22 protein-coding genes and 2 tRNA genes are annotated in these 22,133 nt (G+C 64.0%); 8 read left to right on the top strand and 16 right to left on the bottom strand.

All coding sequences use genetic code 11. The features are described from left to right. Positions 1 to 32 precede the first annotated feature (32 nt). The gene (locus tag ACFQ3C_RS03380) at positions 33 to 1,250 is read right to left on the bottom strand and encodes a helix-turn-helix domain-containing protein (RefSeq protein WP_380789010.1); all 1,218 of its coding nucleotides are present in this window, start codon (positions 1,248 to 1,250) and stop codon (positions 33 to 35) included. A 112-nt stretch (positions 1,251 to 1,362) separates the two neighbouring features. Next, positions 1,363 to 2,586 (bottom strand): 5-aminolevulinate synthase, encoded by a 1,224-nt coding sequence (gene hemA / locus ACFQ3C_RS03375; RefSeq protein ID WP_380789009.1) that lies wholly within the window; start codon positions 2,584 to 2,586, stop codon positions 1,363 to 1,365. Between the two features lie 293 nt (positions 2,587 to 2,879). On the opposite strand from hemA, the gene ACFQ3C_RS03370 reads away from it, so the two are divergent. Then, positions 2,880 to 4,256, top strand: coding sequence for a M20/M25/M40 family metallo-hydrolase (locus ACFQ3C_RS03370; RefSeq protein ID WP_380789008.1), 1,377 nt, complete (start codon positions 2,880 to 2,882; stop codon positions 4,254 to 4,256). Beyond that, positions 4,253 to 5,122, top strand: coding sequence for an alpha/beta fold hydrolase (locus tag ACFQ3C_RS03365; RefSeq protein ID WP_380789007.1), 870 nt, complete (start codon positions 4,253 to 4,255; stop codon positions 5,120 to 5,122). The genes ACFQ3C_RS03370 and ACFQ3C_RS03365 overlap by 4 nt, the downstream gene beginning before the upstream one ends. A gap of 6 nt (positions 5,123 to 5,128) precedes the next feature. On the opposite strand, the gene ACFQ3C_RS03360 is transcribed toward ACFQ3C_RS03365, so the two are convergent. Continuing rightward, positions 5,129 to 6,004 (bottom strand): glycosyltransferase family 2 protein, encoded by an 876-nt coding sequence (locus tag ACFQ3C_RS03360; protein ID WP_375573822.1) that lies wholly within the window; start codon positions 6,002 to 6,004, stop codon positions 5,129 to 5,131. A gap of 88 nt (positions 6,005 to 6,092) precedes the next feature. Between ACFQ3C_RS03360 and ACFQ3C_RS03355 the strand changes: the two genes are divergently transcribed. Beyond that, positions 6,093 to 6,854 carry a hypothetical protein gene (locus ACFQ3C_RS03355; protein WP_380789006.1) on the top strand — a complete coding sequence of 254 codons (762 nt, stop codon included), beginning with the start codon at positions 6,093 to 6,095 and terminating at the stop codon, positions 6,852 to 6,854. Here the strand turns inward: ACFQ3C_RS03355 and ACFQ3C_RS03350 are convergent. From ACFQ3C_RS03350 to ACFQ3C_RS03330, 5 genes are all read right to left on the bottom strand, one after another. Continuing rightward, complete coding sequence (locus tag ACFQ3C_RS03350) at positions 6,845 to 7,063, bottom strand: RND transporter (RefSeq protein WP_380789005.1); 219 nt, start codon at positions 7,061 to 7,063, stop codon at positions 6,845 to 6,847. The two genes, ACFQ3C_RS03355 and ACFQ3C_RS03350, sit on opposite strands and share 10 nt — an antisense overlap. Before the next feature lie 26 nt (positions 7,064 to 7,089). After that, positions 7,090 to 7,166: transfer RNA gene (locus tag ACFQ3C_RS03345), tRNA-Asp, on the bottom strand. 31 nt (positions 7,167 to 7,197) lie between these two features. Next, positions 7,198 to 7,274 (bottom strand) — tRNA-Asp (locus ACFQ3C_RS03340). A 106-nt stretch (positions 7,275 to 7,380) separates the two neighbouring features. Then, positions 7,381 to 8,319 carry a pirin family protein gene (locus ACFQ3C_RS03335; RefSeq protein WP_380789004.1) on the bottom strand — a complete coding sequence of 313 codons (939 nt, stop codon included), beginning with the start codon at positions 8,317 to 8,319 and terminating at the stop codon, positions 7,381 to 7,383. A 97-nt stretch (positions 8,320 to 8,416) separates the two neighbouring features. Continuing rightward, positions 8,417 to 8,974 carry a MarR family winged helix-turn-helix transcriptional regulator gene (locus ACFQ3C_RS03330; RefSeq protein ID WP_380789003.1) on the bottom strand — a complete coding sequence of 186 codons (558 nt, stop codon included), beginning with the start codon at positions 8,972 to 8,974 and terminating at the stop codon, positions 8,417 to 8,419. A 194-nt stretch (positions 8,975 to 9,168) separates the two neighbouring features. On the opposite strand from ACFQ3C_RS03330, the gene ectA reads away from it, so the two are divergent. The 4 genes from ectA to ACFQ3C_RS03310 all read left to right on the top strand — a co-directional run bounded on the left by ectA (position 9,169) and on the right by ACFQ3C_RS03310 (position 13,013). Next, positions 9,169 to 9,771: a diaminobutyrate acetyltransferase gene (gene ectA, locus ACFQ3C_RS03325; protein WP_380789002.1), complete on the top strand. Its 603-nt coding sequence runs from the start codon at positions 9,169 to 9,171 to the stop codon at positions 9,769 to 9,771. A 36-nt stretch (positions 9,772 to 9,807) separates the two neighbouring features. Then, positions 9,808 to 11,112, top strand: coding sequence for a diaminobutyrate--2-oxoglutarate transaminase (gene ectB, locus ACFQ3C_RS03320; RefSeq protein ID WP_380789001.1), 1,305 nt, complete (start codon positions 9,808 to 9,810; stop codon positions 11,110 to 11,112). A 6-nt stretch (positions 11,113 to 11,118) separates the two neighbouring features. Next, positions 11,119 to 11,502, top strand: coding sequence for an ectoine synthase (locus ACFQ3C_RS03315; protein ID WP_375571572.1), 384 nt, complete (start codon positions 11,119 to 11,121; stop codon positions 11,500 to 11,502). 77 nt (positions 11,503 to 11,579) lie between these two features. Continuing rightward, positions 11,580 to 13,013 (top strand): aspartate kinase, encoded by a 1,434-nt coding sequence (locus tag ACFQ3C_RS03310; protein ID WP_380789000.1) that lies wholly within the window; start codon positions 11,580 to 11,582, stop codon positions 13,011 to 13,013. Between the two features lie 51 nt (positions 13,014 to 13,064). On the opposite strand, the gene ACFQ3C_RS03305 is transcribed toward ACFQ3C_RS03310, so the two are convergent. Further along, on the bottom strand, positions 13,065 to 13,658 hold the full coding sequence (locus ACFQ3C_RS03305) for a methyltransferase domain-containing protein (RefSeq protein ID WP_380788999.1): 594 nt from the start codon (positions 13,656 to 13,658) through the stop codon (positions 13,065 to 13,067). A gap of 124 nt (positions 13,659 to 13,782) precedes the next feature. Between ACFQ3C_RS03305 and ACFQ3C_RS03300 the strand changes: the two genes are divergently transcribed. Then, positions 13,783 to 14,721, top strand: a complete 939-nt coding sequence (locus ACFQ3C_RS03300) for an MBL fold metallo-hydrolase (RefSeq protein ID WP_380788998.1) — start codon at positions 13,783 to 13,785, stop codon at positions 14,719 to 14,721. Between the two features lie 16 nt (positions 14,722 to 14,737). Here the strand turns inward: ACFQ3C_RS03300 and ACFQ3C_RS03295 are convergent, their stop codons facing one another. The 7 genes from ACFQ3C_RS03295 to ACFQ3C_RS03265 all read right to left on the bottom strand — a co-directional run bounded on the left by ACFQ3C_RS03295 (position 14,738) and on the right by ACFQ3C_RS03265 (position 22,092). Then, positions 14,738 to 15,772, bottom strand: a complete 1,035-nt coding sequence (locus ACFQ3C_RS03295; protein WP_380788997.1) for a histone deacetylase family protein — start codon at positions 15,770 to 15,772, stop codon at positions 14,738 to 14,740. 36 nt (positions 15,773 to 15,808) lie between these two features. Then, positions 15,809 to 16,735, bottom strand: a complete 927-nt coding sequence (locus tag ACFQ3C_RS03290; RefSeq protein ID WP_380788996.1) for a BKACE family enzyme — start codon at positions 16,733 to 16,735, stop codon at positions 15,809 to 15,811. 3 nt (positions 16,736 to 16,738) lie between these two features. Then, entirely contained in the window at positions 16,739 to 18,109 is a 1,371-nt protein-coding gene (locus ACFQ3C_RS03285; RefSeq protein WP_380788995.1) for an aminotransferase family protein, read from the bottom strand. 12 nt (positions 18,110 to 18,121) lie between these two features. Beyond that, positions 18,122 to 19,201 carry an ABC transporter ATP-binding protein gene (locus tag ACFQ3C_RS03280; RefSeq protein WP_380788994.1) on the bottom strand — a complete coding sequence of 360 codons (1,080 nt, stop codon included), beginning with the start codon at positions 19,199 to 19,201 and terminating at the stop codon, positions 18,122 to 18,124. A 64-nt stretch (positions 19,202 to 19,265) separates the two neighbouring features. Next, positions 19,266 to 20,408, bottom strand: coding sequence for an ABC transporter substrate-binding protein (locus tag ACFQ3C_RS03275; protein ID WP_380788993.1), 1,143 nt, complete (start codon positions 20,406 to 20,408; stop codon positions 19,266 to 19,268). A 32-nt stretch (positions 20,409 to 20,440) separates the two neighbouring features. Continuing rightward, entirely contained in the window at positions 20,441 to 21,226 is a 786-nt protein-coding gene (locus ACFQ3C_RS03270; protein WP_380788992.1) for an ABC transporter permease, read from the bottom strand. Beyond that, positions 21,226 to 22,092: an ABC transporter permease gene (locus ACFQ3C_RS03265; RefSeq protein WP_380788991.1), complete on the bottom strand. Its 867-nt coding sequence runs from the start codon at positions 22,090 to 22,092 to the stop codon at positions 21,226 to 21,228. Before ACFQ3C_RS03265 ends, ACFQ3C_RS03270 begins: the two co-directional genes overlap by 1 nt. Positions 22,093 to 22,133: the final 41 nt, after the last annotated feature.

The raw sequence follows: 22,133 nt of genomic DNA, 5'->3' as shown, positions 1-22,133 counted from the left end.
CGCAATCACCGCACCGCGTCAATCGACGTGGATCAGTCCGCGACGGGAGCAGCCGGCCCGGCCTCGGCCACGGTGCGGGCCAGATCGGTATCGGTCTGAAGATCGGCCACCTGGTAGGTTGCCGTGACATGATCCACCGACAGCGTGACATTCGACGTGACTGTCCCACGCGGCCCGACCGGGCCATAGTGCTGCCCGTTGACCGCGAAATAGACCGAACCCGATTCGCCCACGCGCAACACGGCCGGGTCTTCCGTCGGCGGCACGGCATAGCGATCACCCGCTTCCATGATGCCTTCGAAGATCACGGTTCCGTCCGACGCGTTCACCCTGACCCAGGCAGAGCGTACGGCCACCATCTCGACCCCGGGGCTTGGCTCGGCCACGACACGCGGCATCTGCGGCCCGAAGGGCAAGGCGTCGCGCGCGTCGGTTTCGGCCAGGGCAAGGCTACGCTCGCCGGTCCCGCGATCGGCAAAGGCGCCAACCGTCGAAGGGTCGATCGTCGCGATGGGGGCATCGCGCGCCACAAGCACAGGCACGTCAAGCGCCTGCGGACGGTACATCCGCGACAGTGCATCGTTGCGTGCCGCCGTGCTGCCGCCAGAGGCAAGCGTATCGGTCACGCTATCGCCACGCGGCGCGGGGGCTGCCTTGAGCGGATCAAGATCGCTCAGCACATCGGGCGTATTCTCGACCGGGGCAAAGGTGACGCGCTGCACTTCGTTCAGAACCGACCAGCCGCCGTAACCGATCGTTCCGATCAGCATCAGCAACACCAGCGTGGATCCCACGGCACGCGGTTCGATCTGGCTGAAGAACGCATCCTTTGCGGGGGCAAACGGTGTGGTGGGCGTGGCGAAGGGGTCGCGTACGCTGGGGGCCTGCCGGGCCGCGGGCATCTTGCGGGCCGAGGATGCGGCCGCCGACATGCCATGGGCGGTGGAAAAACCGCTTTCGGCGCAGAAGGCCGCAAAAGCCTGATCGGGATCCATGTTCAGATAGCGCGCATAAGACCGCACATAGCCCGCGATGAAACCGGGGGTGTCAAAGGCAGAGGGGTCGCAATTCTCGATCGCGGCGATATAGGCTGCACGAATCCGCAGCTCGCGCTGCACGTCCAGCAGGGATTTGCCCATCGTGGCGCGTTCGCCCCGCATCAGGTCACCCAAACGCAGATCGTAATCGTCAAAGCCTTTCGGCTCGACAACCTTGTCTTCGACCTTTCGGGTGAATCTGCGCCCGATCATGCCCGCTGCCCCGTTGCTTGAGGTTTCAGACTCTCACCGTCGCCGATTCGAGCCTCACTCTTTCTTGATATAACGGTAACACAGCACAAGAACATTTACACGCAATCGGTGGTCAGGCGCTCATTTCGGCGCGATTCAGCGCACAATGCGCCCATAGCTCGTCCATAGCGTGTACGAGGCGGTCCATCTCCTTGGGTCCATGCACCGGCGACGGCGTGAAACGCAGCCGCTCGGTGCCACGTGGCACGGTCGGAAAGTTGATCGGCTGGACATAGATGCCATAGCCCTCAAGCAGCATGTCAGACAGCTTCTTGGTATGGACCGGGTCGCCCACGATGACGGGCACGATATGGCTGCCATGGTCGATGATCGGCAGGCCCAGCCCCTTGAGCCGGGTCTTGAGGATCTTCGCCTGTGTCTGGTGCTGCTCGCGCAGGGCATTGTCACGCTTCAGATGCGCCACCGACGCCGCGGCCCCCGCCGCGATCGCGGGCGGCAGCGAGGTGGTGAAGATGAAGCCCGGCGCATAGGACCGGATCGCGTCGCACATCTTGGCGCTGGCCGCGATATAGCCGCCCATCACGCCATAAGCCTTGGCCAGCGTCCCGTTGATGATGTCCAGACGGTGCATCAGGCGGTCACGTTCGGCCACCCCTGCCCCGCGCGGGCCATACATGCCCACGGCATGGACCTCGTCGATATAGGTCAGCGCGCCGAATTCGTCCGCCAGGTCGCAGATCGCCTCGATCGGGCCGAAATCGCCATCCATCGAATAGACGGATTCGAAGGCGATCAGCTTGGGCGCTTGCGGATCGTCCGCCGCCAGCAGTTCGCGCAGATGGGCCACGTCATTGTGGCGGAAGATGCGCTTGGCGCCGCCGTTGCGGCGCACCCCTTCGATCATCGAGGCATGGTTCAGCGCGTCGGAATAGATGATCAGGCCGGGGAACAGCTTGGGCAGCGTGCTCAGCGTCGCATCATTCGCGATATAGGCCGAGGTGAACAGCAAAGCCGCCTCCTTGCCATGCAGGTCCGCCAGTTCCTTTTCCAGCCGCTTGTGCCAGACAGTCGTGCCCGAGATGTTGCGCGTGCCGCCCGATCCCGCACCCGTGGCGTCCAGCGCCTCGTGCATCGCGGCCAGAACCGCGGGGTGCTGCCCCATGCCAAGGTAATCGTTGCCGCACCAGACGGTGATCGGCGCCTCCGTTCCATCGGGCTTGCGCCACACGGCATGCGGAAAATGCCCGCGCTGACGCTCGATATCGATGAAGGTGCGGTAACGGCCTTCCTTGTGCAGGTTGTTGATCGCCTGATCCAGCTGGGCTGAATAATCCACCGGCATCCCCCTTCTTTCGTCTTGACCCGCCAGGGCGGGACGGCCCCGAGGCCCATATAGCCAATTTGGAATGGATATAGTTTCAGACCATTCCATGCAACAGGTTACAAATTGCCGCTGCCGCGCCGCTTTGATCTGCATCAAGGGGATAGCACCTTCAACGCTGCTTTCCAGTGCCCGTGGGACCATGGGCGCAAAGGGTCGCACCTGGTCTCTGGACAGCGGGATCAGGCCTGCTACGGTCTGCGGCAAATGCCCCGCACCGGGCGCAAGACTGCACGGAAAGGACCCCCATGCCGCTGAAAGACGTACTTGCCCGCATCGACGCGGACCTGCCGGCCGCGACCGATCGTTTGCTGGACCTGCTGCGCGTCCCCTCGATCTCGACCGACCCGGCCTTCAAGGCCGATTGCCAGACCGCGGCCGAATGGCTGGTCAGCGATCTGGCCAGCATGGGAATCACCGCCAGCGTCCGGCCCACGTCGGGCCATCCGATGGTGGTGGGCCATGTCGATGGTCCCGAAAACAGCCCGCATGTTCTGTTCTACGGCCACTACGACGTGCAGCCTGTCGATCCGCTTTCGCTGTGGCATTCGGATCCGTTTGATCCACGCGTCGAGGATACGCCCAAGGGCAAGGTGATCCGCGGGCGCGGGGCGGCCGATGACAAGGGCCAGCTGATGACCTTTCTCGAGGCCTGCCGCGCCTGGAAGGCCGTGAACGGCAGCCTGCCCTGCCGCATCACCTTCCTGTTCGAGGGGGAGGAGGAATCAGGCTCTCCGTCCCTCATCCCCTTCCTGCGCGACAATGCCGACGAGCTGCGCGCCGATGTGGCGCTGATCTGCGACACCGGCATGTTCCAGGACACCGCGCCCGCGATCATCACCATGCTGCGCGGCATGGCGCGCGAGGAATTCACCATCAACGCCGCCACGCGCGATCTGCATTCGGGCATGTATGGCGGCCCCGCGATCAACCCGATCCGCGTGCTGACCCGCATCCTGGGCGGTCTGCATGACGATCATGGCCATGTCACCGTGCCGGGTTTCTATGAAGGCGTCCCCGAACTGCCCGACGCGATCCGCGCGCAGTGGCAGAACCTGGCCTTCGATCACGCGACCTTCCTGGGCGATGTGGGCCTGTCGCAGCCCGCGGGCGAGGATGACCGCACCCCGCTGGAAATGATCTGGTCGCGCCCGACGGCGGAGATCAACGGCATATGGGGCGGCTATACCGGCGAGGGGTTCAAGACCGTGCTACCGGCCGAGGCCCATGCCAAGATCAGCTTCCGCCTGGTCGGCCAGCAGGATCCCGACGCGATCAGCCGCAATTTCCGCGACTGGGTGACGGCACAACTACCGCCCGATTGCCGCGTGGAATGGAAGGAACTGGGCGGCGCTGCCGCAAGCCAGATGCAGATCGACCATCCCTTGTTCGAACAGACCCGCCACGCCCTGACCGAGGAATGGGGCACGCCCGCCTCTTATGTCGGCTGCGGCGGCTCGATCCCGATCGCAGGTTATTTCCAGTCGATCCTGGGCATGGAATCGATCCTTGCGGGTTTTGGTCGCGACGATGACCAGATCCATTCCCCGAACGAGAAATACGACATGGAATGTTTCCACAAGGGCATCCGCAGCTGGGCGCGGGTTCTGGATAAACTGTCATGATATCAGGTTTTTCCGAAGCGATCTTCAACAACGACGGCGTCGATGTGGCCTATGGTGCGGGCGGCGACGGCGCGCCGCTTGTGCTGCTGCACGGCTTTCCCCAGACACGGGCCATGTGGGCGCATATTGCGCCCGCGCTGGCGCAAGGGCGGCGCGTGATCTGCCCCGACCTGCGTGGCTATGGCAAATCCGGCAAGCCTGCCGATGTGGCCGATTACAGCTTTCGCGCCATGGGCGGCGACATCCTGGCGCTGATGGATCATCTGGGCCATGACCGGTTCGACCTTGTGGGGCACGACCGGGGCGCGCGCACCGCGCACCGGATCGCGCTGGATGCGCCCGCGCGGGTGAACAGCCTGACGGTGATGGATATCATCCCCACCCACATGCTGCTGACGCAACTTTCATACCAGGTTGCAAAAGCCTATTATCACTGGTTTTTCCTGGCACAGCCCGAACCCTTTCCCGAAACCATGATCGGGGCGGACCCGGATTTCTACTACCATTCCTGCCTGCTGGGATGGGGCGGCGCCACGCTGGAGGATTTCGATCCCGCGCAGCTGGCCGCCTATCGCGCGTCATGGCGTGACCACGACACGATCCGGGGCATGTGCAACGATTACCGCGCCGCGATCCAATACGATCTGGCGCTGGACGGGGCCGACCTTGACCGCCGCGTGACCTGCCCGACACTGGTGCTTTACGGGGCTGACGGGGCCATGGCGCGGGCCTATGACGTGCCGGCCACCTGGGCCGACCGCTGCACCGACCTGCGGACAGGCACCGTGCCGGGCGGGCATTTCTTCCCGGACACCGCGCCGCAAGACACATTGGCCGCGCTGCGCGCCTTTCTGGACCGGGGCTGACCCGGTTCAGACCACGCCGACGAACCGTTCCGGCAAGATGAACTGCTGCTTGTAATCCGGCCTGTCGAAACAATAAAATCCCGTATCGCCACGCGGGCGAAAGCTGCGGCGCATCTTGCGGCGATAGGGGGTCATGTCGAAACCCTCGACCATGTCCAAACCGGCGAACGCCTCGAAGACCGCGCGATCCTCGCCGCGCGCCTCGGCGAACCAGTGCCGTCCGATGGCGGTGTCCTTCACATCGCCGCCCACCTCGGCCGTGGTGGCATTGCGGCGGTCCATCACCTCGGCATAGGCCGAGAAATCGCAGAATTTCAGATGCAGCAGATAGAGCTCATCCGGCGCATGCAGCTTGGCATACTGGGTGTAATGCCCGCCCCGCGCGATCTTGGTCCCGGTCGATACGATGCAGGGTTTGGAATAATGCGGCGCCACGCGTACATGGCGTCGCGGACCGATGATCCGGTCGGTGACCGGATCGGGCTCCTGGTCGATGCGGTGGATCACTTCCAGCCCAAGCGGGGTTATCACCTGTTTTTCGGGCGTTACGGCAAGGTATTCAAGCAGATTTTGCCCCTTGGCGGGATCAATCACCACCAGTTCATCGACATCCCCGACGATCACATGGCTGTAATAGGATTTCAGCCCCGCCACCAGATTGTTCAGAAGCCGCCAGCGCTTCATGTCAAAATTCTTGTGAGGATCGCCCGGTATCCCGATGATATTGCAGCCTTTCGCCAGATCGTTGACGATATCGCCGCGCCCGTGATTGACCACGTAGCAATTCTCGCGCCCGAACAGGCCGCCATAGTGGCGCAACCACGCATTCAGAAAGAACGCATCATCCCGCACCATGGTCACGGCTGCCGCAACTGTCTGCATCACTGAACCTCACCTGCACTTGCCCATGCCCTGATTAGCCTGTTTGCTGCGCCAGGAGAATCATTAAAACACAAGTGGATGTTACCCGGTGGCAGGAAAGACCGAAATGATCCCGGCCGATTTTGCCCGGACCGGCCTGCACATCGCCGGTAACGGGACACGCCCCACCCGCTTTCAGGTTCTGGGCGAACGCAGTTCAGGCACCAATTACGTCAAGCGGCTGATCGGCAAGAACGTCGCCCTGAAACCGACCGAGGCGCTGGGATGGAAACATGCCCATACCCATGCAAAAGAGGTTCCCGCAGATCTGGCGCTGATCTGCGTGGTGCGCCATGCGGTGCCATGGGTGCTGTCGATGCATGCCAAGCCCTGGCACTGCACCCCCGCCATGCAGGCGCTGGAATTTCCCGCATTCATCCGCGCGCCCTGGGATACGATCTTTGACCGGTCGCGGTATTTCAACGTGCCCGAGCGCGTGCTGGGTCGCCCGCTCAAGCCGGACCGCGACCCCGAAACGCTGGAACGCTATCCCGACCTGATCGCGCTGCGACAGGGAAAGCTGGACAGCCTGCTGGCCCGTCGCGCCGCCGGATGCACCTTTGTCCTGCTGCGGATGGAAGAGGCCGTGACCCACCCCGGCGAAGTGCTGCAGGCGATCTGCTCGGGGCTGGACCTGCCCGCGCCCAAGAACCCGGTGCGGCGCGTGGTCAAACGCCTGGGCGCCAAGTTCAAACCTGCGATCCCGGACAGGCCGCAAACCCCCAAGGCCCTTGCCCCCGAGGATATGGAATGGCTGCGCGGTCGCCTGGACCTGGATCAGGAAGCCGCCCTTGGCTACAGCTACGACTGACGCAGACCGCGCCACCCTTTCAGGATGGCCAGCAGCCAGGGCAAGGCGTGCCACAGAAGATCAAAGACATCGATGGCGCGGCGCAGCTCGCCCGCCGCCAGCATCTTCAGCTTTTCCCACAGATGCGGTTCCGGCGCGAAGGGCGCCAGGCCCAGCGTCAGGCAAAGCACGGCCACGATTGGCCAAGAGATCCTGTCCAGCAAGGCCATGGGGCATCCTGTGAAGTCTGTAATAATGGCGCGGTTGACGGGGCTCGAACCCGCGACCCCCGGCGTGACAGGCCGGTACTCTAACCAACTGAGCTACAACCGCGCATCGCGCGAGGGGCAACAAGGGATAGCGATGGCGCGGTTGACGGGGCTCGAACCCGCGACCCCCGGCGTGACAGGCCGGTACTCTAACCAACTGAGCTACAACCGCTCGCTATCCGCATGGTCTCCCAAGCGTGAGAGGCTACTTATGCGGTCCATCCCGCCCCGTCAACAACGATTTACCCAAAAAGCGACAGCCCATCGGGCAGCGCGGATTACCGTGGCGGCAGGGGTATGTGTTCGGCATCGTCACCGGGCGGCAGGCGAAAGCGGCCATGCTCCCAGTCACCTTCGCGCCAGGCTTCCTTGGCCGCCTCGATCCGCTCTTTCGAGGACGCCACGAAGTTCCACCAGATATAGCGCGGCCCCTCCAGCGTCTCGCCGCCCAGCAGCAGCACACGCGCCCCCTGCGGCCCCGCCTTCAGGCTGATCCGGTCTGCGGGGCGGAACACCATCATCCGGCCCGCGTCAAAGCTCTGGCCCGCCACATCGACCTGGCCGTCCATCACATAGACGCCGCGATCCTCGTGATTGTCCGGCAGGGGAATCGCGGCGCCCGGCTGCAATACCGCATCGGCATAGAACATCTCGGACGGGGTCTTGACCGGCGCCTGCGCGCCCCAGGCATTGCCCAGGATCAGGCGCAGGGTCTTGCCCTCGCCCTCCAGCAGCGGCAAGGAGTCCTTGGCGGCATGCGCGAACGCGGCCGCGCCATCCTCGGCCCCCTTCGGCAGGGCAACCCATGTCTGGATGCCCAGCAAGCTGTGCGGCGCGCGGCGGATCTCGCCATCGGTGCGTTCGGAATGGGTGATGCCATTGCCCGCCACCATCCAGTTGACAGCACCCGGCGTGATCCATTGATCGGTGCCCAGGCTGTCGCGGTGATGGATCTGGCCTTTCATCAGATAGGTAACAGTGGCCAGACCGATATGCGGATGTGGACGCACGTCGATCCCCTGCCCGGTCACGAATTCCGCAGGCCCCATCTGATCGAAAAAGATGAAAGGCCCGACCATCTGGCGGCGCGGCGCCGGCAAGGCGCGGCGCACCTCGAACCCGCCCAGGTCACGGGCGCGCGGCACGATCACGGTTTCGATGGAATCGACGTCATCGCCGGTGGGGCAATGGGGATCAAGGGCGGGGTTCCAGCTCATGCTTGGCCTCTTTCGCAAGGGATTGATGACGACACCACCCTACACCCAAACATTAATGCACGAAACTTACGTATTTTGGCATTTAATGTGCGAAAATTCACATACTGGCGGCGCGCGCCTCATCCACCTGCGGCAGCGCCTCGACGGCATCGGCATTCATCAGGCCCGCGACCCGCTCCAGCGCCGACATCAGCATCAGCTGCTCCCACTCCGGCAGGCCCTCGAAACGCGCGCTGAAGGCGGCGTAAAGCGGGTTGGGCGCATTTGCCAGCAACCTGCGCCCCTCTTCGGTGGCGGCAACACGGATCAGCCGGCGGTCCTGCACGCTGCGGCGGCGGGTCACCAGACCGCGCGCCTCTAGCTTGTCGATCAGGGATGTGATGGTGGCCTGGCTGACGCCGGACCGGCGGGCAATCTCCTTGGGGGTGGTGCGATCATCCTCGGCCACGATTTCAAGAACGATCATCTGCGCCAGGGTCAGCCCGGTGCGCCGCGCCAGCGCGCGCGCGTTCGTATCCGTGACATGCATGATGCGGCGCAGGGTGATGAGGGCGGATTCGGATCGGCTGGTCATGTCGATACCCCATGTGGACGGCGCGCCATTCTGGGCGGAACCCGTTTCACTTGCAAGAATATCGTTAGACTGACGAAGCATGAAGCTTCCTCCTTTAAATTCGATTACCAAAGCATTTATCCAGGATTTCTACAGGATCATCCTGGCCACACATCCAATATATAGTGAATATAAGCATAAATAGCAAATTCCTGCTCATTTCCGTAAAGGGGTTGCAATTCGATGACCAAAGCTTATGTTTCGGCCATCGAATGAAATAGCGACATGAGGGACTGATGTCTGACACTGCAAATCCGCTCAAGACCCGAAGGCCGAACGTCCGGCTGCGCAAACCGACCGTCGCGGACGGCTCGGATGTCTGGGCGCTGATCAGCGCCTGCAAGCCGCTGGACGAAAATTCGATGTATTTCAACCTGATCCAATGCGACCATTTCGCGGACACCTGCATTCTGGCCGAACGCGACGGTCAGATCGTCGGCTGGATTTCGGGGCATATCCCGCCCGAAAAGACCGACACGCTGTTTGTCTGGCAGGTTGCCGTCAGCGCCGAAGCACGCGGGCTTGGCCTTGCAGGCCGGATGCTGCGCGCGCTGTTCGATCGTCCAGAACTGGCCGATGTCAGCCGGATCGAAACCACCATCACACGGGACAACAAACCCTCTTGGGGATTGTTCCGGGCCTTCGCGCGCAAGCGCGGCGGTATATTGACCCATGCCCCCCATTTTGAACGCGGCGCCCATTTCGACGGCGCGCACGCGACAGAATACCTGGTCGAGATCGACTTTTCCGAAGCAACGAAAGCCGCCGTGCAAGACGCGGCGCGCGCAGCATCGGACGCCCGCCAGGCCCAGGACAGCGCCCGCCAGCAAGCGGCCTGATCCACCTTCCCTCATAAGCACCGAAAGGTTCACACCATGACACGCACCGACCACGCCGGTGTCTCCGGCATCTATACCCGTCGCGAATCCGAAGCCCGCAGCTATTGCCGCAGCTTCCCCACCGAATTCGTCAAGGCGTCCAACGCCACGATGACGGATGCATCGGGCCGCGACTACATCGACTTCCTGGCGGGCTGTTCCTCGCTGAACTACGGGCATAATGACCCGGACATGAAGGATGCGCTGATCGCCCATATCGCGGCGGACGGCGTGACCCATGGCCTGGACATGCATACCAACGCCAAGACCGCCTTTCTGGAAACCTTCGAAGACGTGATCCTGAAGCCGCGCGGCATGGATCACAAGATCATGATGACCGGCCCCACCGGCACCAACGCGGTCGAGGCCGCGATGAAGCTGGCCCGCAAGGTCACGGGGCGCCACAATATCGTGGCCTTCACCAACGGCTTTCACGGCATGACGCTGGGCGCGCTTGGCGCCACCGGCAACGCGGGCAAGCGCGGCGGTGCGGGCATGCCGATCCCCGGCGTGACCCACCTGCCCTATGAAGGCGCCTTCGGCCCCGGCGTCGATACGCTGGCACAGATCGAGATGATGCTGGACAACCCCTCCTCCGGCATGGACGCGCCCGCTGCCTTCCTGCTGGAACCCGTGCAGGGCGAAGGCGGTCTGAACGCCGCATCCGCCAAATGGATCAAGGGCATCGCAGCCCTGGCCAAGCGTCATGGCGCGCTGCTGATCCTGGATGACATCCAGGCGGGCATCGGCCGCACAGGCACGTTCTTTTCCTTCGAGGAGATGGGCGTTGTCCCCGACATGATCCCGCTGGCGAAGTCGCTGTCGGGCATGGGCCTGCCCTTCGCGGCCCTGCTGATCCGGCCCGAATTCGACATCTGGAAGCCGGCCGAGCACAACGGCACGTTCCGGGGCAACAACCATGCCTTCATCACGGCCCGTGTCGCGCTCAAGAAATTCTGGTCGGACGACAGGTTCCAGACCGAGATCGCGGAAAAGGCCAAGGTGCTGAACCAGCGTCTGGCCGATATCGCCGCCCTGGTGCCCGGCGCCACCCTCAAGGGGCGCGGCATGATGCAGGGCGTCGATGTGACCTCGGGCGAGCTGGCCGGTGCGATCTGCGCCGACTGTTTCGATCAGGGCCTGATCATCGAAACCTCGGGCGCGCATGACGAGGTGGTCAAGGTACTGGCCCCGCTGACCATTCCGATGGCGCAGCTCAAGGCCGGTCTCGATATCCTCGAGGCCGCGACACGCGCCCGGACCGCCCCCCATAGCCACAGCCAGAAGATTGCAGCGGAGTAAGCAGACATGATCGTTCGTGATTTCAATATCGAGAAGAAGACAGATCGCCGGGTGGCGGATCAGAAATGGGAATCCGTGCGCCTGCTGCTGGCCGATGACGGAATGGGCTTTTCCTTCCACATCACCACCATTCAGGCCGGTAGTGAGCATACGTTCCACTACAAGAACCATTTCGAGAGCGTCTATTGCATCTCTGGCGAGGGCGAGATCGAGGATCTGGCCACCGGCAAGGTCCATCAGATCACGCCCGGCGTGATGTATGCGCTGAACCTGCATGACAAGCACACGCTGCGCGCGCGCCGCGAACTTGTGCTGGCCTGCTGCTTCAACCCGCCGGTCACCGGCAAGGAAGTGCACCGCGCCGACGGCTCCTACGCGCTGGCCGACTGATCGGCTTCACCGCGGCACATCCTGACATTTCACATACGAAAGGGCGACCGGCCGTCACTGGCCGGCGCGATTCCCACATGACACATACCGTTGAAAAGATCGGCGGCACCTGCATGAGCCGCGCCCCCGAACTGCTGGACAGCCTCTATCTGCGTGATGATCCCTATGGGCGCATCTTCGTGGTCTCGGCCTTTGGCGGGATCACCAATGCGCTGCTGGAGCACAAGAAATCCGGCCAGTCCGGCGTCTATGCCCTGTTCGCGGATGCCGATAACGACGAAGGCTGGTCCGAGGCGCTGACCGCCACGGGCGCCGAGATGATGCGCGTGCATGGCGAGATCCTGACCGACATCGGCGACCGGCACAGCGCCGACGCCTTCGTGCGTGACCGGATCGAGGGCGCGCGCGCCTGCATGATCGACCTGCAGCGCCTGTGCTCTTACGGGCATTTCCGGATCAACGCCCATCTGCTGACCCTGCGCGAACTGTTGTCGGGCCTGGGCGAGGCGCATTCCGCCTTTGTCACCACGCTGCTTTTGAACCGCCACGGGGTGAATGCGCGCTTCGTCGACCTGACAGGCTGGCGCGACGACAGCCAGCCCAGTCTGGACCAGCGCCTTGAACAGGGGCTGGAAGGGCTGGACCTGACCTCGGACCTGCCGATCGTGACGGGCTACGCCCAATGTTCCGAAGGGTTGATGCGCGAATATGACCGCGGCTACACGGAAGTGGTCTTTGCCCATCTTGCCGCGCGCACAGGTGCGGCCGAGGCGATCATCCACAAGGAGTTCCATCTGTCCAGCGCCGATCCCAAGCTGGTGGGGCTGGAGGCCGTGCACAAGATCGGGCGCACATCATATGACGTGGCCGACCAGTTGTCGAACCTGGGGATGGAGGCGATCCACCCCAATGCCGCCAAGATCCTGCGCCAGGCCGATGTGCCGCTGCGCGTCAAACATGCGTTCGAACCCGAGGATCCCGGCACCTTCATCGGCCCCGATGGCGGCACGCCGGGCCGGGTCGAGATGGTCACGGGCCTGGGCGTCTATGCGTTCGAACTGTTCGAGCCGGACATGGTGGGCGCGAAAGGCTATGACGCGGCCATTCTGGATGCGCTGACGCGGCATGACATCTGGATCGTGTCCAAGACCTCGAACGCCAATTGCATCACCCATTGGCTGGACGGATCGCTCAAGTCCATCCGCAGGGCCGAGCGCGATCTTGCGAAACGCTTTCCCAGCGCCGAGATCACGACACGCAACCTTGCGCTGGTCTCGGTCATCGGCAGCGACCTGTCCAGCCTCGGTGTGATGCGCCGCGCGCTGAACGCGCTGGATGCGGCGGGCATCCACCCCATCGCGATGCAGCAGGGCACCCGCCGCGTCGAGATGCAGGTGATGGTCGACAAGTCCCAGATGGCCCAGACGATCAAGGTGCTGCACAAGGCGCTGATCGAGGACGCACAGGACGACGATACCGCCCCTTTCCGCCCGGCAATCGCCGCAGCCTGATCCGCGTCAAACCCGGTGATCTACAGGGCGCGCACCATACCGGTGCGCGCCTTATCCTTTTGAAAACACCGCCATCTGGCTGGCGCCGCCCAGATCCGGATGCGCCCCCGCGATATCGCGGATCCGCACCGCATAGCCTGTCCTGCCGGCCACAGCCGTGACCCAGTCGCGAAACTGCGCCCTTGTCCATTCGAACCGATGATCAGGGCGGCGGAACCGTGTCCTTGGCACCCCCAGCAGATCGTTGAATTCGGCATTGGGCGTGGTCACGACCACCGCCCCGGGCCGCATCACGCCGAACACGGCCCGTTCCAGCGCGGGCAGTTCGGCAGGCGGCAGGTGTTCGATGGTTTCCACAAGGCAGGCACAATCGAAACCCGCAAGATCGGGATGCAGCCCGGTCATGGACCCTTGCCGCGCCTCGCCTCGCGCCCCCCGTGGATGGGCGGCCAGCCGCGCGCGGCACCTCTCCAGCGAGGTTTCGGACAGATCAAGCCCTACAACGCGCGCGATCCAGGGCTGATCCAGCAGCGGCAGCATCAGATCACCAGACCCGCAGCCAAGATCCAGAACGCGCCCTGCGCCCGTGACCTGCACGGCCTCCAGCACCGCGGCCAGCCGTTCCTGATGCCACCAGGTGCTCATGCGCTGTGCCGGATCGTCATGCGGGGCCCTCTGTCCGGATGGTTGCAGACCTCTTAGCAGAGAGTTTGGCACTGGACAGCCCCAAGTCCTTGGCCGATCATATTCAAAATACGGAGGATATTGCATGACACTCGCCCCAATGATCCGGCGTCTTGGCCCTGTTCTTGCCGTCGCGTGGCTGGTGTTGGCGCCGGTTCAGGCCCTTGCCGATGTGCTGACCGTGCAGCCCGTGACGCAAGACATCTGGGCGATTGTCGGCCCCAAGGAACAGCGCAACGCCGAAAACCTTGCCAACAATGCCACCTTCGGGCTGATCGTGACGCCGGAAGGTGCGGTTCTGGTCGATCCGGGCGGATCGTGGAAAGGCGCCGCCATGATCCATACCGCGATCCGCACGATCACTGATCAGCCGGTGCGCCATGTGATCAACACGGGCGGACAGGATCACCGCTGGCTGGGCAATGGCTACTGGCAGGCACAGGGCGCGCAGGTGATCGCATCCGCTGCCGCCGTGGCGGACCAGACCGCCCGCGCATCAATGCAGATGAGCGGGCTGGCGCAATTCCTGGGCACGGGGCTGGACGGGACGGAACCCGCCTTTGCCGATGTCACCTTCGAGACGGATCACGTGCTGGACCTGGGCGGCTTGCGGATCGAGATCATGCACCGTGGTCAGGCCCATACGCCCGGCGACAGTTATGTCTGGGTGCCGGCGCGCCAGACCGTGTTGACCGGCGATATCGTCTATACCGAACGGCTGCTGGGCAACGGGCCGCAATCCAATGTCAGAAGCTGGATGACCGTGTTCGAGGCGATGGCAAGCCTTGCCCCCGCGCATCTGGTGCCCGGCCATGGGGCCGCAACCGATCTGGCAAAGGCGCGGCGCGACACCTATGACTACCTTGTGAACCTGCGCCAGCGGATCGGCGCATTGATCGAGGACGGCGGCAACATCATCGACGCCCCCGCCATCGACCAGTCCGCCTTTGCCTATCTGGAACAGTTCGACGCACTGGCCGGGCGCAACGCACAGGCCGCCTATGAGCAGATGGAATGGGAATGAACGCGCCTTGCCTCATTCAACCCGTTTGCCAGCCCGTTTGCCAGCCGCCCAGGAAACTGGTCAGGTTCGCGCCAAGATCGGGCTGCAGATAGCCGCCTTCCTGCACGATCAGCGCAGGCAGACCCATCGCGGCGATACGTGCCGCGATCTTGCCAAAACCATCCGTGGTCACGGCCAGGCCCTTGAAGGGATCGTTTTCATGCGCGTCCAGCCCCAGCGCGACCACGATCACGTCGGCCCCGAAATCCGCGATCCGCTGCAGCCCCCGGTCCATGACCGCCAGGAACCCCGCATCATCCGTGCCGCGTGGCAGCGGCAGGTTCAGGTTATAGCCCAGCCCCGCGCCCGCGCCCCGTTCATCCGCATGGCCCCAGAAGAAAGGATAGAAACGCGCCGGATCGGCATGGATCGACACGGTCAGCACGTCGCGGCGGTGATAGAAGATACCTTGCGTGCCATTGCCATGATGCACGTCCACGTCCAGAATCGCAGGCCGCTTGCCCGCGCGCAGAAACGCCTCGGCCGCGATGGCGGAATTGTTCAGAAAGCAAAAGCCCCCCGCCATGTCCGCGAAGGCATGATGCCCCGGCGGGCGCGACAGCGCATAGGCCACATCCGCGCCCCCCAGCACCGCCCCGGCGCCGCCAAGCGCCGTCTGCGCCGACCAATAGGCAGCCTGCCATGTACCCGCCGCGATGGGACAGGCCGTATCGGCCTGGTGATAGCCCGCCTGACCCACCGCCGACAGCGGATAGGACGCGCCGCGCCGGTCGGGATGAATATTCGGGATCACCTCGTCGCTGGCGCCTTCGATACGCGACCAGCGGGCGTGGATCGTTTGCAGGAAATGCAGATATTCCGGCGAATGGATCGCGGCCAGCGGCCCCATGCCGTGATCGGCGGGGGCGGCAAAGCGGCATCCGGCGGCCAGCGCGGCCCCATGCAGCACCTCGATCCGCCGCGGCTGTTCGGGATTGGGTGACAGCGCCCCGTTGGCCATGAACATCTTTGGATCATGCGCCCATTGGCGTTCGTCGAAAAAAGCTTTCATCGCGGTATTTTCCTTCAGTTTCAGGCCAGGGGCGGATCAGAACCCCACCTTGTCCGGCCCCTTCAGCCCCAGCATGGCGCGCGCCTCGTCCGGGGTGGCAAGGCTATGGCCCAGCGCCTCGAGCAATGCGCGCAGCTTGACCACCTGTTCGGCATTCGAGCGCGCAAGAACGCCCCTGGACAGGTACAGGTTATCCTCGAGCCCCACGCGCACATGCCCGCCCATGCTGGCCGAGACCAGCGCCATCGACATCTGCTGGCGCCCCGCCGCCAGGGTCGAGAAAAGGTAATCCTGCCCGAACAGCCGGTCGGCGGTTTCCTTCAGATGGGTCAGATGTTCGGGCCGGGCCGCCACGCCGCCCAGCACCCCCATCACGAACTGGATGAAGATGCGGCCCGTGATCAGCCCGCGATCGCGGAAATGCGCCAGCATGTAGAGATGGCCCAGATCGTAGCATTCAAATTCGAACCGCGCGCCGCGTTCGGCCCCCATCAGGCGCAGCACCGCCTCGATGTCGCGGGGGGTGTTCTTGAAGACCAGATCGTCGCTGTCGCGCAGAAAGGGTTCTTCCCAGTCGTGCAGCCAGTCGGTGCGCTTGCCCAGCATCGGGTAGAGGGCGAAATTCATCGTGCCCATGTTCAGGCTGCACATCTCGGGCGCGGCGGCCATGGGCCCCGCGATCCGGTCCTGCAGGGTCATCACGGCGCTGCCGCCAGTGGTCAGGTTCACGATGGCATCGCATCCTGCCTTGATGCGCGGCAGGAAGGCCATGAAATCCTCGGGCCGGGCCGAAGGGCGGCCATTGGCGGGATCGCGCGCATGCAGATGCAGGATCGCGGCCCCCGCGTCGGCGGCGGCGATGGAGTGTTGCGCGATCTGATCCGGCGTGACCGGTAGATGCGGCGACATGCTTGGCGTATGGATCGACCCGGTGATCGCGCAGGACAGGATGATCTTGGCCATGGCCTACACCGCCTGCGCCATGGCGCGCAGGGCCTGCGGGGCAAAGGCCGACAGTGCTGCGGTCAGCTTGTCGATGATCTCGTCCACATGGGTTTCGGTCGCGGTCATCGGCGGACAGACCAGGAAATGATCGCCCGCGCGCCCGTCGCGGGTGCGGCGGGCATAGATGATCAGCCCTTCGGCATAGGCCAGTTCCACCAGTTCCACATAGGCGTTCAGCTCCGCGGGCAGCGGGTCCATCGTCTGGCGATCCGCCACCAGCTCGAAGGCCAGCAGCAGCCCCTTGCCGCGCACGTCACCGATGAAGGGAAAGCGGTCCATCAGCCCTTCCAGCCGCGATTTCAGCAGCGCGCCGATACGGGCGGCATTGGCGGTCAGGCCCTCGGCCTCGATCACCTCGAGCACGGCCAGACCGGCGGCGCAGGCCAGCGGGTTGCCCGCATAGGTGAAGCCATGCGCGAAGCCGCCCTGGTCCAGCACAGGGTTCACGATCCGGTCATGGGCGATCATCGCGCCAAGCGGCGCATAGCCCGCGCCAAATCCCTTGGACAGCGCGATGATATCCGGGGCCACGCCCCAGTGATCGCCCCCCAGAAAAGCGCCGGTGCGCCCGCCGCCGCACATCACCTCGTCATGGATCAGCAGCACGCCGTGGCGCGTGCAGATCTCGCGCACCGCCTGCATGTAGCCCGCAGGCGGCACCAGCGCCCCGGTCGAGGCGCCGCCTATCGGCTCCACGATGAAGGCCAGCACGCTGTCAGCGCCCTGCGCGATGATCTCGGCCTCAAGCATTGCGGCGTAATGCGCGCCGGTGGCGGGATCATCCGCATCCAGACCGTCCAGGTAGGCGCGCGGCGCGGGGATCTTGGGCATCACCCGCATCATCGGCGCGAATGGGTCGGCCAGCGGGCCATAGCCGGTGATCGCCAGCGCCCCCAGCGTGCAGCCGTGATAGCTGGGCTGGCGCGAGATCACCTTCCACCGGCTGCCCTGCCCCGTGGCCAGCGCGTATTGGCGCGCGATCTTGAGAGCACTTTCCACCGCCTCCGACCCGCCCGAGACGAAGAACACCTTTTCCATCCCCTCGGGCATCAGCGCGGCGGTCTTCGCCGCCAGCCGTTCGGATGGATCGGTTTCGAAATGCAGCCGGTAGCCGAAGGTGGACTTGTCCATCTGCGCGCGCATCGCGGCCAGAACATGCGGATGCGAATGGCCGATATTGCTGACCATCGCCCCGCTGGAGCCGTCCAGATAGCGCTTGCCCTCGACATCCCAGATATGGAGGTCGCGCGCCTCGGCCAATACGGGGCGGCGGGCACGGGTCTGGTAGAACAGGTGACTTTCGGGGCGGGCGTTCAACAGGGGCTGGGTCATGTCAGGGGTCTTTCAGCTGACGGGAAGGGCCGCGCAATCGCGTGGCAAGAGGCGCAGCATCACGCTATCGCCTGCACGGAAAGGCGCAACATCGATCATGTTGATGGCCTGCAGCGCGTGATCGCCCACGCGCAGGAAATAACGCGCGGACTGGCCCTGGTAATCCACACCTTCCACCTTGGCGGGGATCATCATGGCCTTGTCGTCACGGCTGTCCTGCGGCATCAGGTGCAGTTTCTCGGCGCGGATCACCAGCCTGGCATCGGGCGCATCGCCCAGGTGCGGCGCGCGCGCGCGCGGGATCACCACGCGGGCGAAACCGGGCACATCAAGCGCCAGATCATCGCCGCGCCGGTCCGTCACCCGCGCCGGCAGGATATTGGCCGCCCCAAGGAAGCGCGCCACGAATTCGGTGGCGGGGGTATTGTAGACCTCGGCAGGGGGGCCGACCTGTTCGATCCGACCCTCGGACATCACGATGATCTGGTCCGACATGGCCAGCGCCTCGGACTGGTCATGGGTCACGAAAATCGACGTGACGCCCAGCCGCGTCTGGATATTCTTCAACTCGACCCGCATGTCCTCGCGCAGGTTGGCGTCCAGCGCCGACAGCGGCTCGTCCAGCAGCAGCACGTCAGGTTCGATCACCACGGCGCGGGCCAGCGCGATGCGTTGCTGCTGCCCGCCCGACAGTTCAGACGGGTAGCGCTGCGACAGATGCGGCAGCTGCACCAGCTCCAGCGCCTGCGCCACCCGGCGCGCGGCGCTGGCCCGGTCGACATTGCGGTATTTCAGGCCGAATCCCACGTTCTGCGCCACGGTGCGATGCGGAAACAGCGCGTAGTTCTGGAACACGATCCCCAGGTTGCGCTTGTGGATCGGGATATCGTTCACCCGCTTGCCACCGATGCTGATATCGCCCTCGGTCGGGTCAAGCAGCCCTGCCACCATACGCAACGTGGTGGTCTTGCCGCAGCCTGACGGGCCCAGAAGCGTGCAGAAACTGCCCTCGGGGATATCCAGGGACATCGGATGCACCGCCGTGAAACGGCCGAACCGCTTGACGATATTGCTTAGGGTCACAGTGGCCATTGGCTTTCCTTTGGAACCGGATGCGGATGCCCCAAAGCGGGGCATCCGGCGTTTCAGGCGCGGATCAGAAGCCGCGTTGCACACGGCTGAAGGCTTCGGACCATTCCGCTTCGTTCCCGTTCCAATAGGTCGGATCCGCAAAGGTCAGCGCCGACAGCGTGCCGGTCGGGTCATAGGCGGGCAAGGTGGGGATCTTGGTGCCAAGATCCACCTTGGTGCCATCCAGCGCGGGCGGATAATTCTGCCCTTCGGCCACCGCGATCGAGGTTTCGGGCGCCAGCATGAAGTTCAGCAATTCCTCGCAGGCTTCGACCGGCGAGCCCTTGATCACGAACAGGCATTCCTGCCAACCGAAACCATTGGGCGGGTCGTAATAGCCGATATCATGGCCTTGCTGCTGCAGCGCCGCGATCCGGCCTGACCAGCCCTCGGTCACGTAGATCTCTTCCTCGGCCAGCAGGCTCATCAGCTCGGCCCCCGATCCCCAGTATTTCAATGCAAGGTCGCGATGGCTGCGTACCGCATCCCAGACCGCTTCCATGTCGGCGATGGCGTTGGGATCCTGCCCGGTTTGCAGCGCGCCATACCAGACGCGGGTGCGCCAATCGGCCCAGCCGCCGATCTTGCCCTTGTAGGCGGCATCGATCAGGATGCTGGCGCCTTTTTCCTTCATCTCCTCGTCCGAGATATATTTGCGGTTATAGGCCAGCCCCGTGGTGCCGTAGTCATAGGGCACCGCCGAAAGGTAATCCGGCGTGACGCGCCGGTAGGCATTGGTCAGCGCGTCCATCACCAGCCCCATGTTGGGGATGTTGTCCGTGTTCAGTTCGACCGTCAGGCCGAAATTCGCGTAGCGGGCATAGTCGAAGACGCCCGACAGATGGGCGATGTTATACTCCCCCTCCTGGCTGGAGCGCACCTGCGCCAGGTATTCGTCGCCGCCCGAAAACGTGCCGTCGACCACGTTGATGCCGGTCGCCGCAGTATAGGGATCGAAGGCATGTTTGCGGAACGCCTCGGATACCACGCCGCCCCACCCGTCAAAGCGGACCTGCTGCACGCCTTGCGCCCTGGCGTATCTGGCGAAGGGGGTCTGCAGGCCATAAGCCGCCCCCGCCGCACCGATCAGCCCCAGAAAGCTGCGCCGGTCCATGTCGCCGTTGCGATACCGCTCCAGCAGGCGTTCGTATCTCTTGGTATTGTCCATTTTCGATCTCTCCTTGGTTGGGATGCGCGGTTCTAGGCGCCGCGTTTCATTGACAGGCTGCGGGCGATGGCCGCCCCCAGAAGTGGAAGGCCCACGGTCAGCACGATCATCACCGTGCCCAGCGCGTTGATTTCAGGGCTGATCGAATTGCGCAGCATCGAGAAGATCTGCGTGGGCACCGTCTCGACGCCACCGGGCTTCCAGAACAGCGTGCCGGTGATGTCGTCGAAACTGATGGTGAAGGCGAACAGCGCCCCCGCGGCAACGGCGGGCAGCAGAAGCGGCAGGGTGACGGAAAAGAAGGTCTGCACCGGGGATGCGCCAAGGCTCAGCGCCGCCTCCTCGACATCGCGGCGGATGCTGACAAGCCGCGCCTGCACCACAAGGATCACGAAAGGCAGCGTAAAGATCACATGCCCCGCCAGCAGCAGCACGAAGCTTTTGCCGATGCCCAGCCAGTTCAGAAACAGCAGCAGCGCCACCGCCAGCACCACCTCGGGCACGAGAATGGGCGCGATCAGCACGGTCGTGATCAGGTTGCGGCCGGGCAGCCTGTAGCGCACCAGCGCCAGGCTTGCCAGAACGCCCAGCGTGGTCGATATCACCGCCGTCATCAGCCCCAGCACCAACGAGGTGCGGAAGGCCCGCATCACGGCTTCATTGTTCCACAGCGCCTCGAACCAGCGCAGCGACAGGCCGGTCATGGGAAAGCTGCCGAACTGGTTTGCATTGAACGACAGCAGCACCACCACCGCGACCGGCAGGAACATGAAGCCATAGACCGCGATGGCGTAAAGACGGATCAGACCCCAGCCCATCAGCCCAGCCCCTTGGCCAGCTGCGCCATGCCCAGATAGCGGTTGTAGACCGCCACCAACGCCCCCAGCACCAGCAGAAGCAGCAGCGACAACGCCGATCCCAGCGGCCAGTTGAGTTGTGTGATGATCGCCTCATAGACGAGGTTGGCGAACATCGCGTCACGCGGCCCGCCCAGCACCAGCGGCGTGATATAGGTGCCTGCCCCCAACACGAAACACAGCAAGCCCCCGGCGGCCAGCCCCGGCAGCGACAGCGGCAGCGTCACCTGCATGAAGGCCTGCCATCGCGAAGCCCCCAGCGAGGTGGCGGCATCTTCGAGGTTGGTGTCGATCCCGTCCAGGCTGACATAGACATTCAGAACCATGAAGGGCAGCAGGAAATGGACAAGCCCAAGGATCACGGCGGCCTCGTTGTACAGCATCTGCAGCGGTGCGCCGATCACGCCCAGCGCCAGCAACGCACTGTTCAGCGCGCCAGATGCGCCAAGAATGTTGATCCAGCTCATCGTGCGGATGATGTAGCTGATCCAGAAGGGCAGCATCAGAAGCAGCAGCAGGATCATCCTGTTGCCGCCGGAACGCGCGATGAAATAGGCGGCCGGATATCCCAGAACCGCGCAAAGCACCGTGGTGATTGCCGCGATCTTCAGCGTGTTCAGCAGGATGTAGCGATAGAAGGGATCGGTCAGCGCCTTTACCCAGTTGTCCAGGTGAAACCCCGCCGTATCGGCCCCCACGGCGGAACGCAGCCAGAAGGAATAGACCACGATGAACAGCAGCGGCACCAGCAGCAGCAGGCTGACCGCGCCCAGTGCGGGGGATAGCAGGATCCAGGGCTGACGCGCTTCGCGCCGTTCGATGCTCATGTCGGGTGCTCCGTGTTGGCGGCAGGTTGACACGGGGCAAT

It is taken from the genome of Seohaeicola saemankumensis (assembly GCF_042678485.1).
GTDB classification, from domain to species: Bacteria; Pseudomonadota; Alphaproteobacteria; order Rhodobacterales; family Rhodobacteraceae; genus Seohaeicola; species Seohaeicola saemankumensis.
Note: the sequence above shows the minus strand (reverse complement) of the source record. Positions and strands in the feature narration are given on the sequence as shown.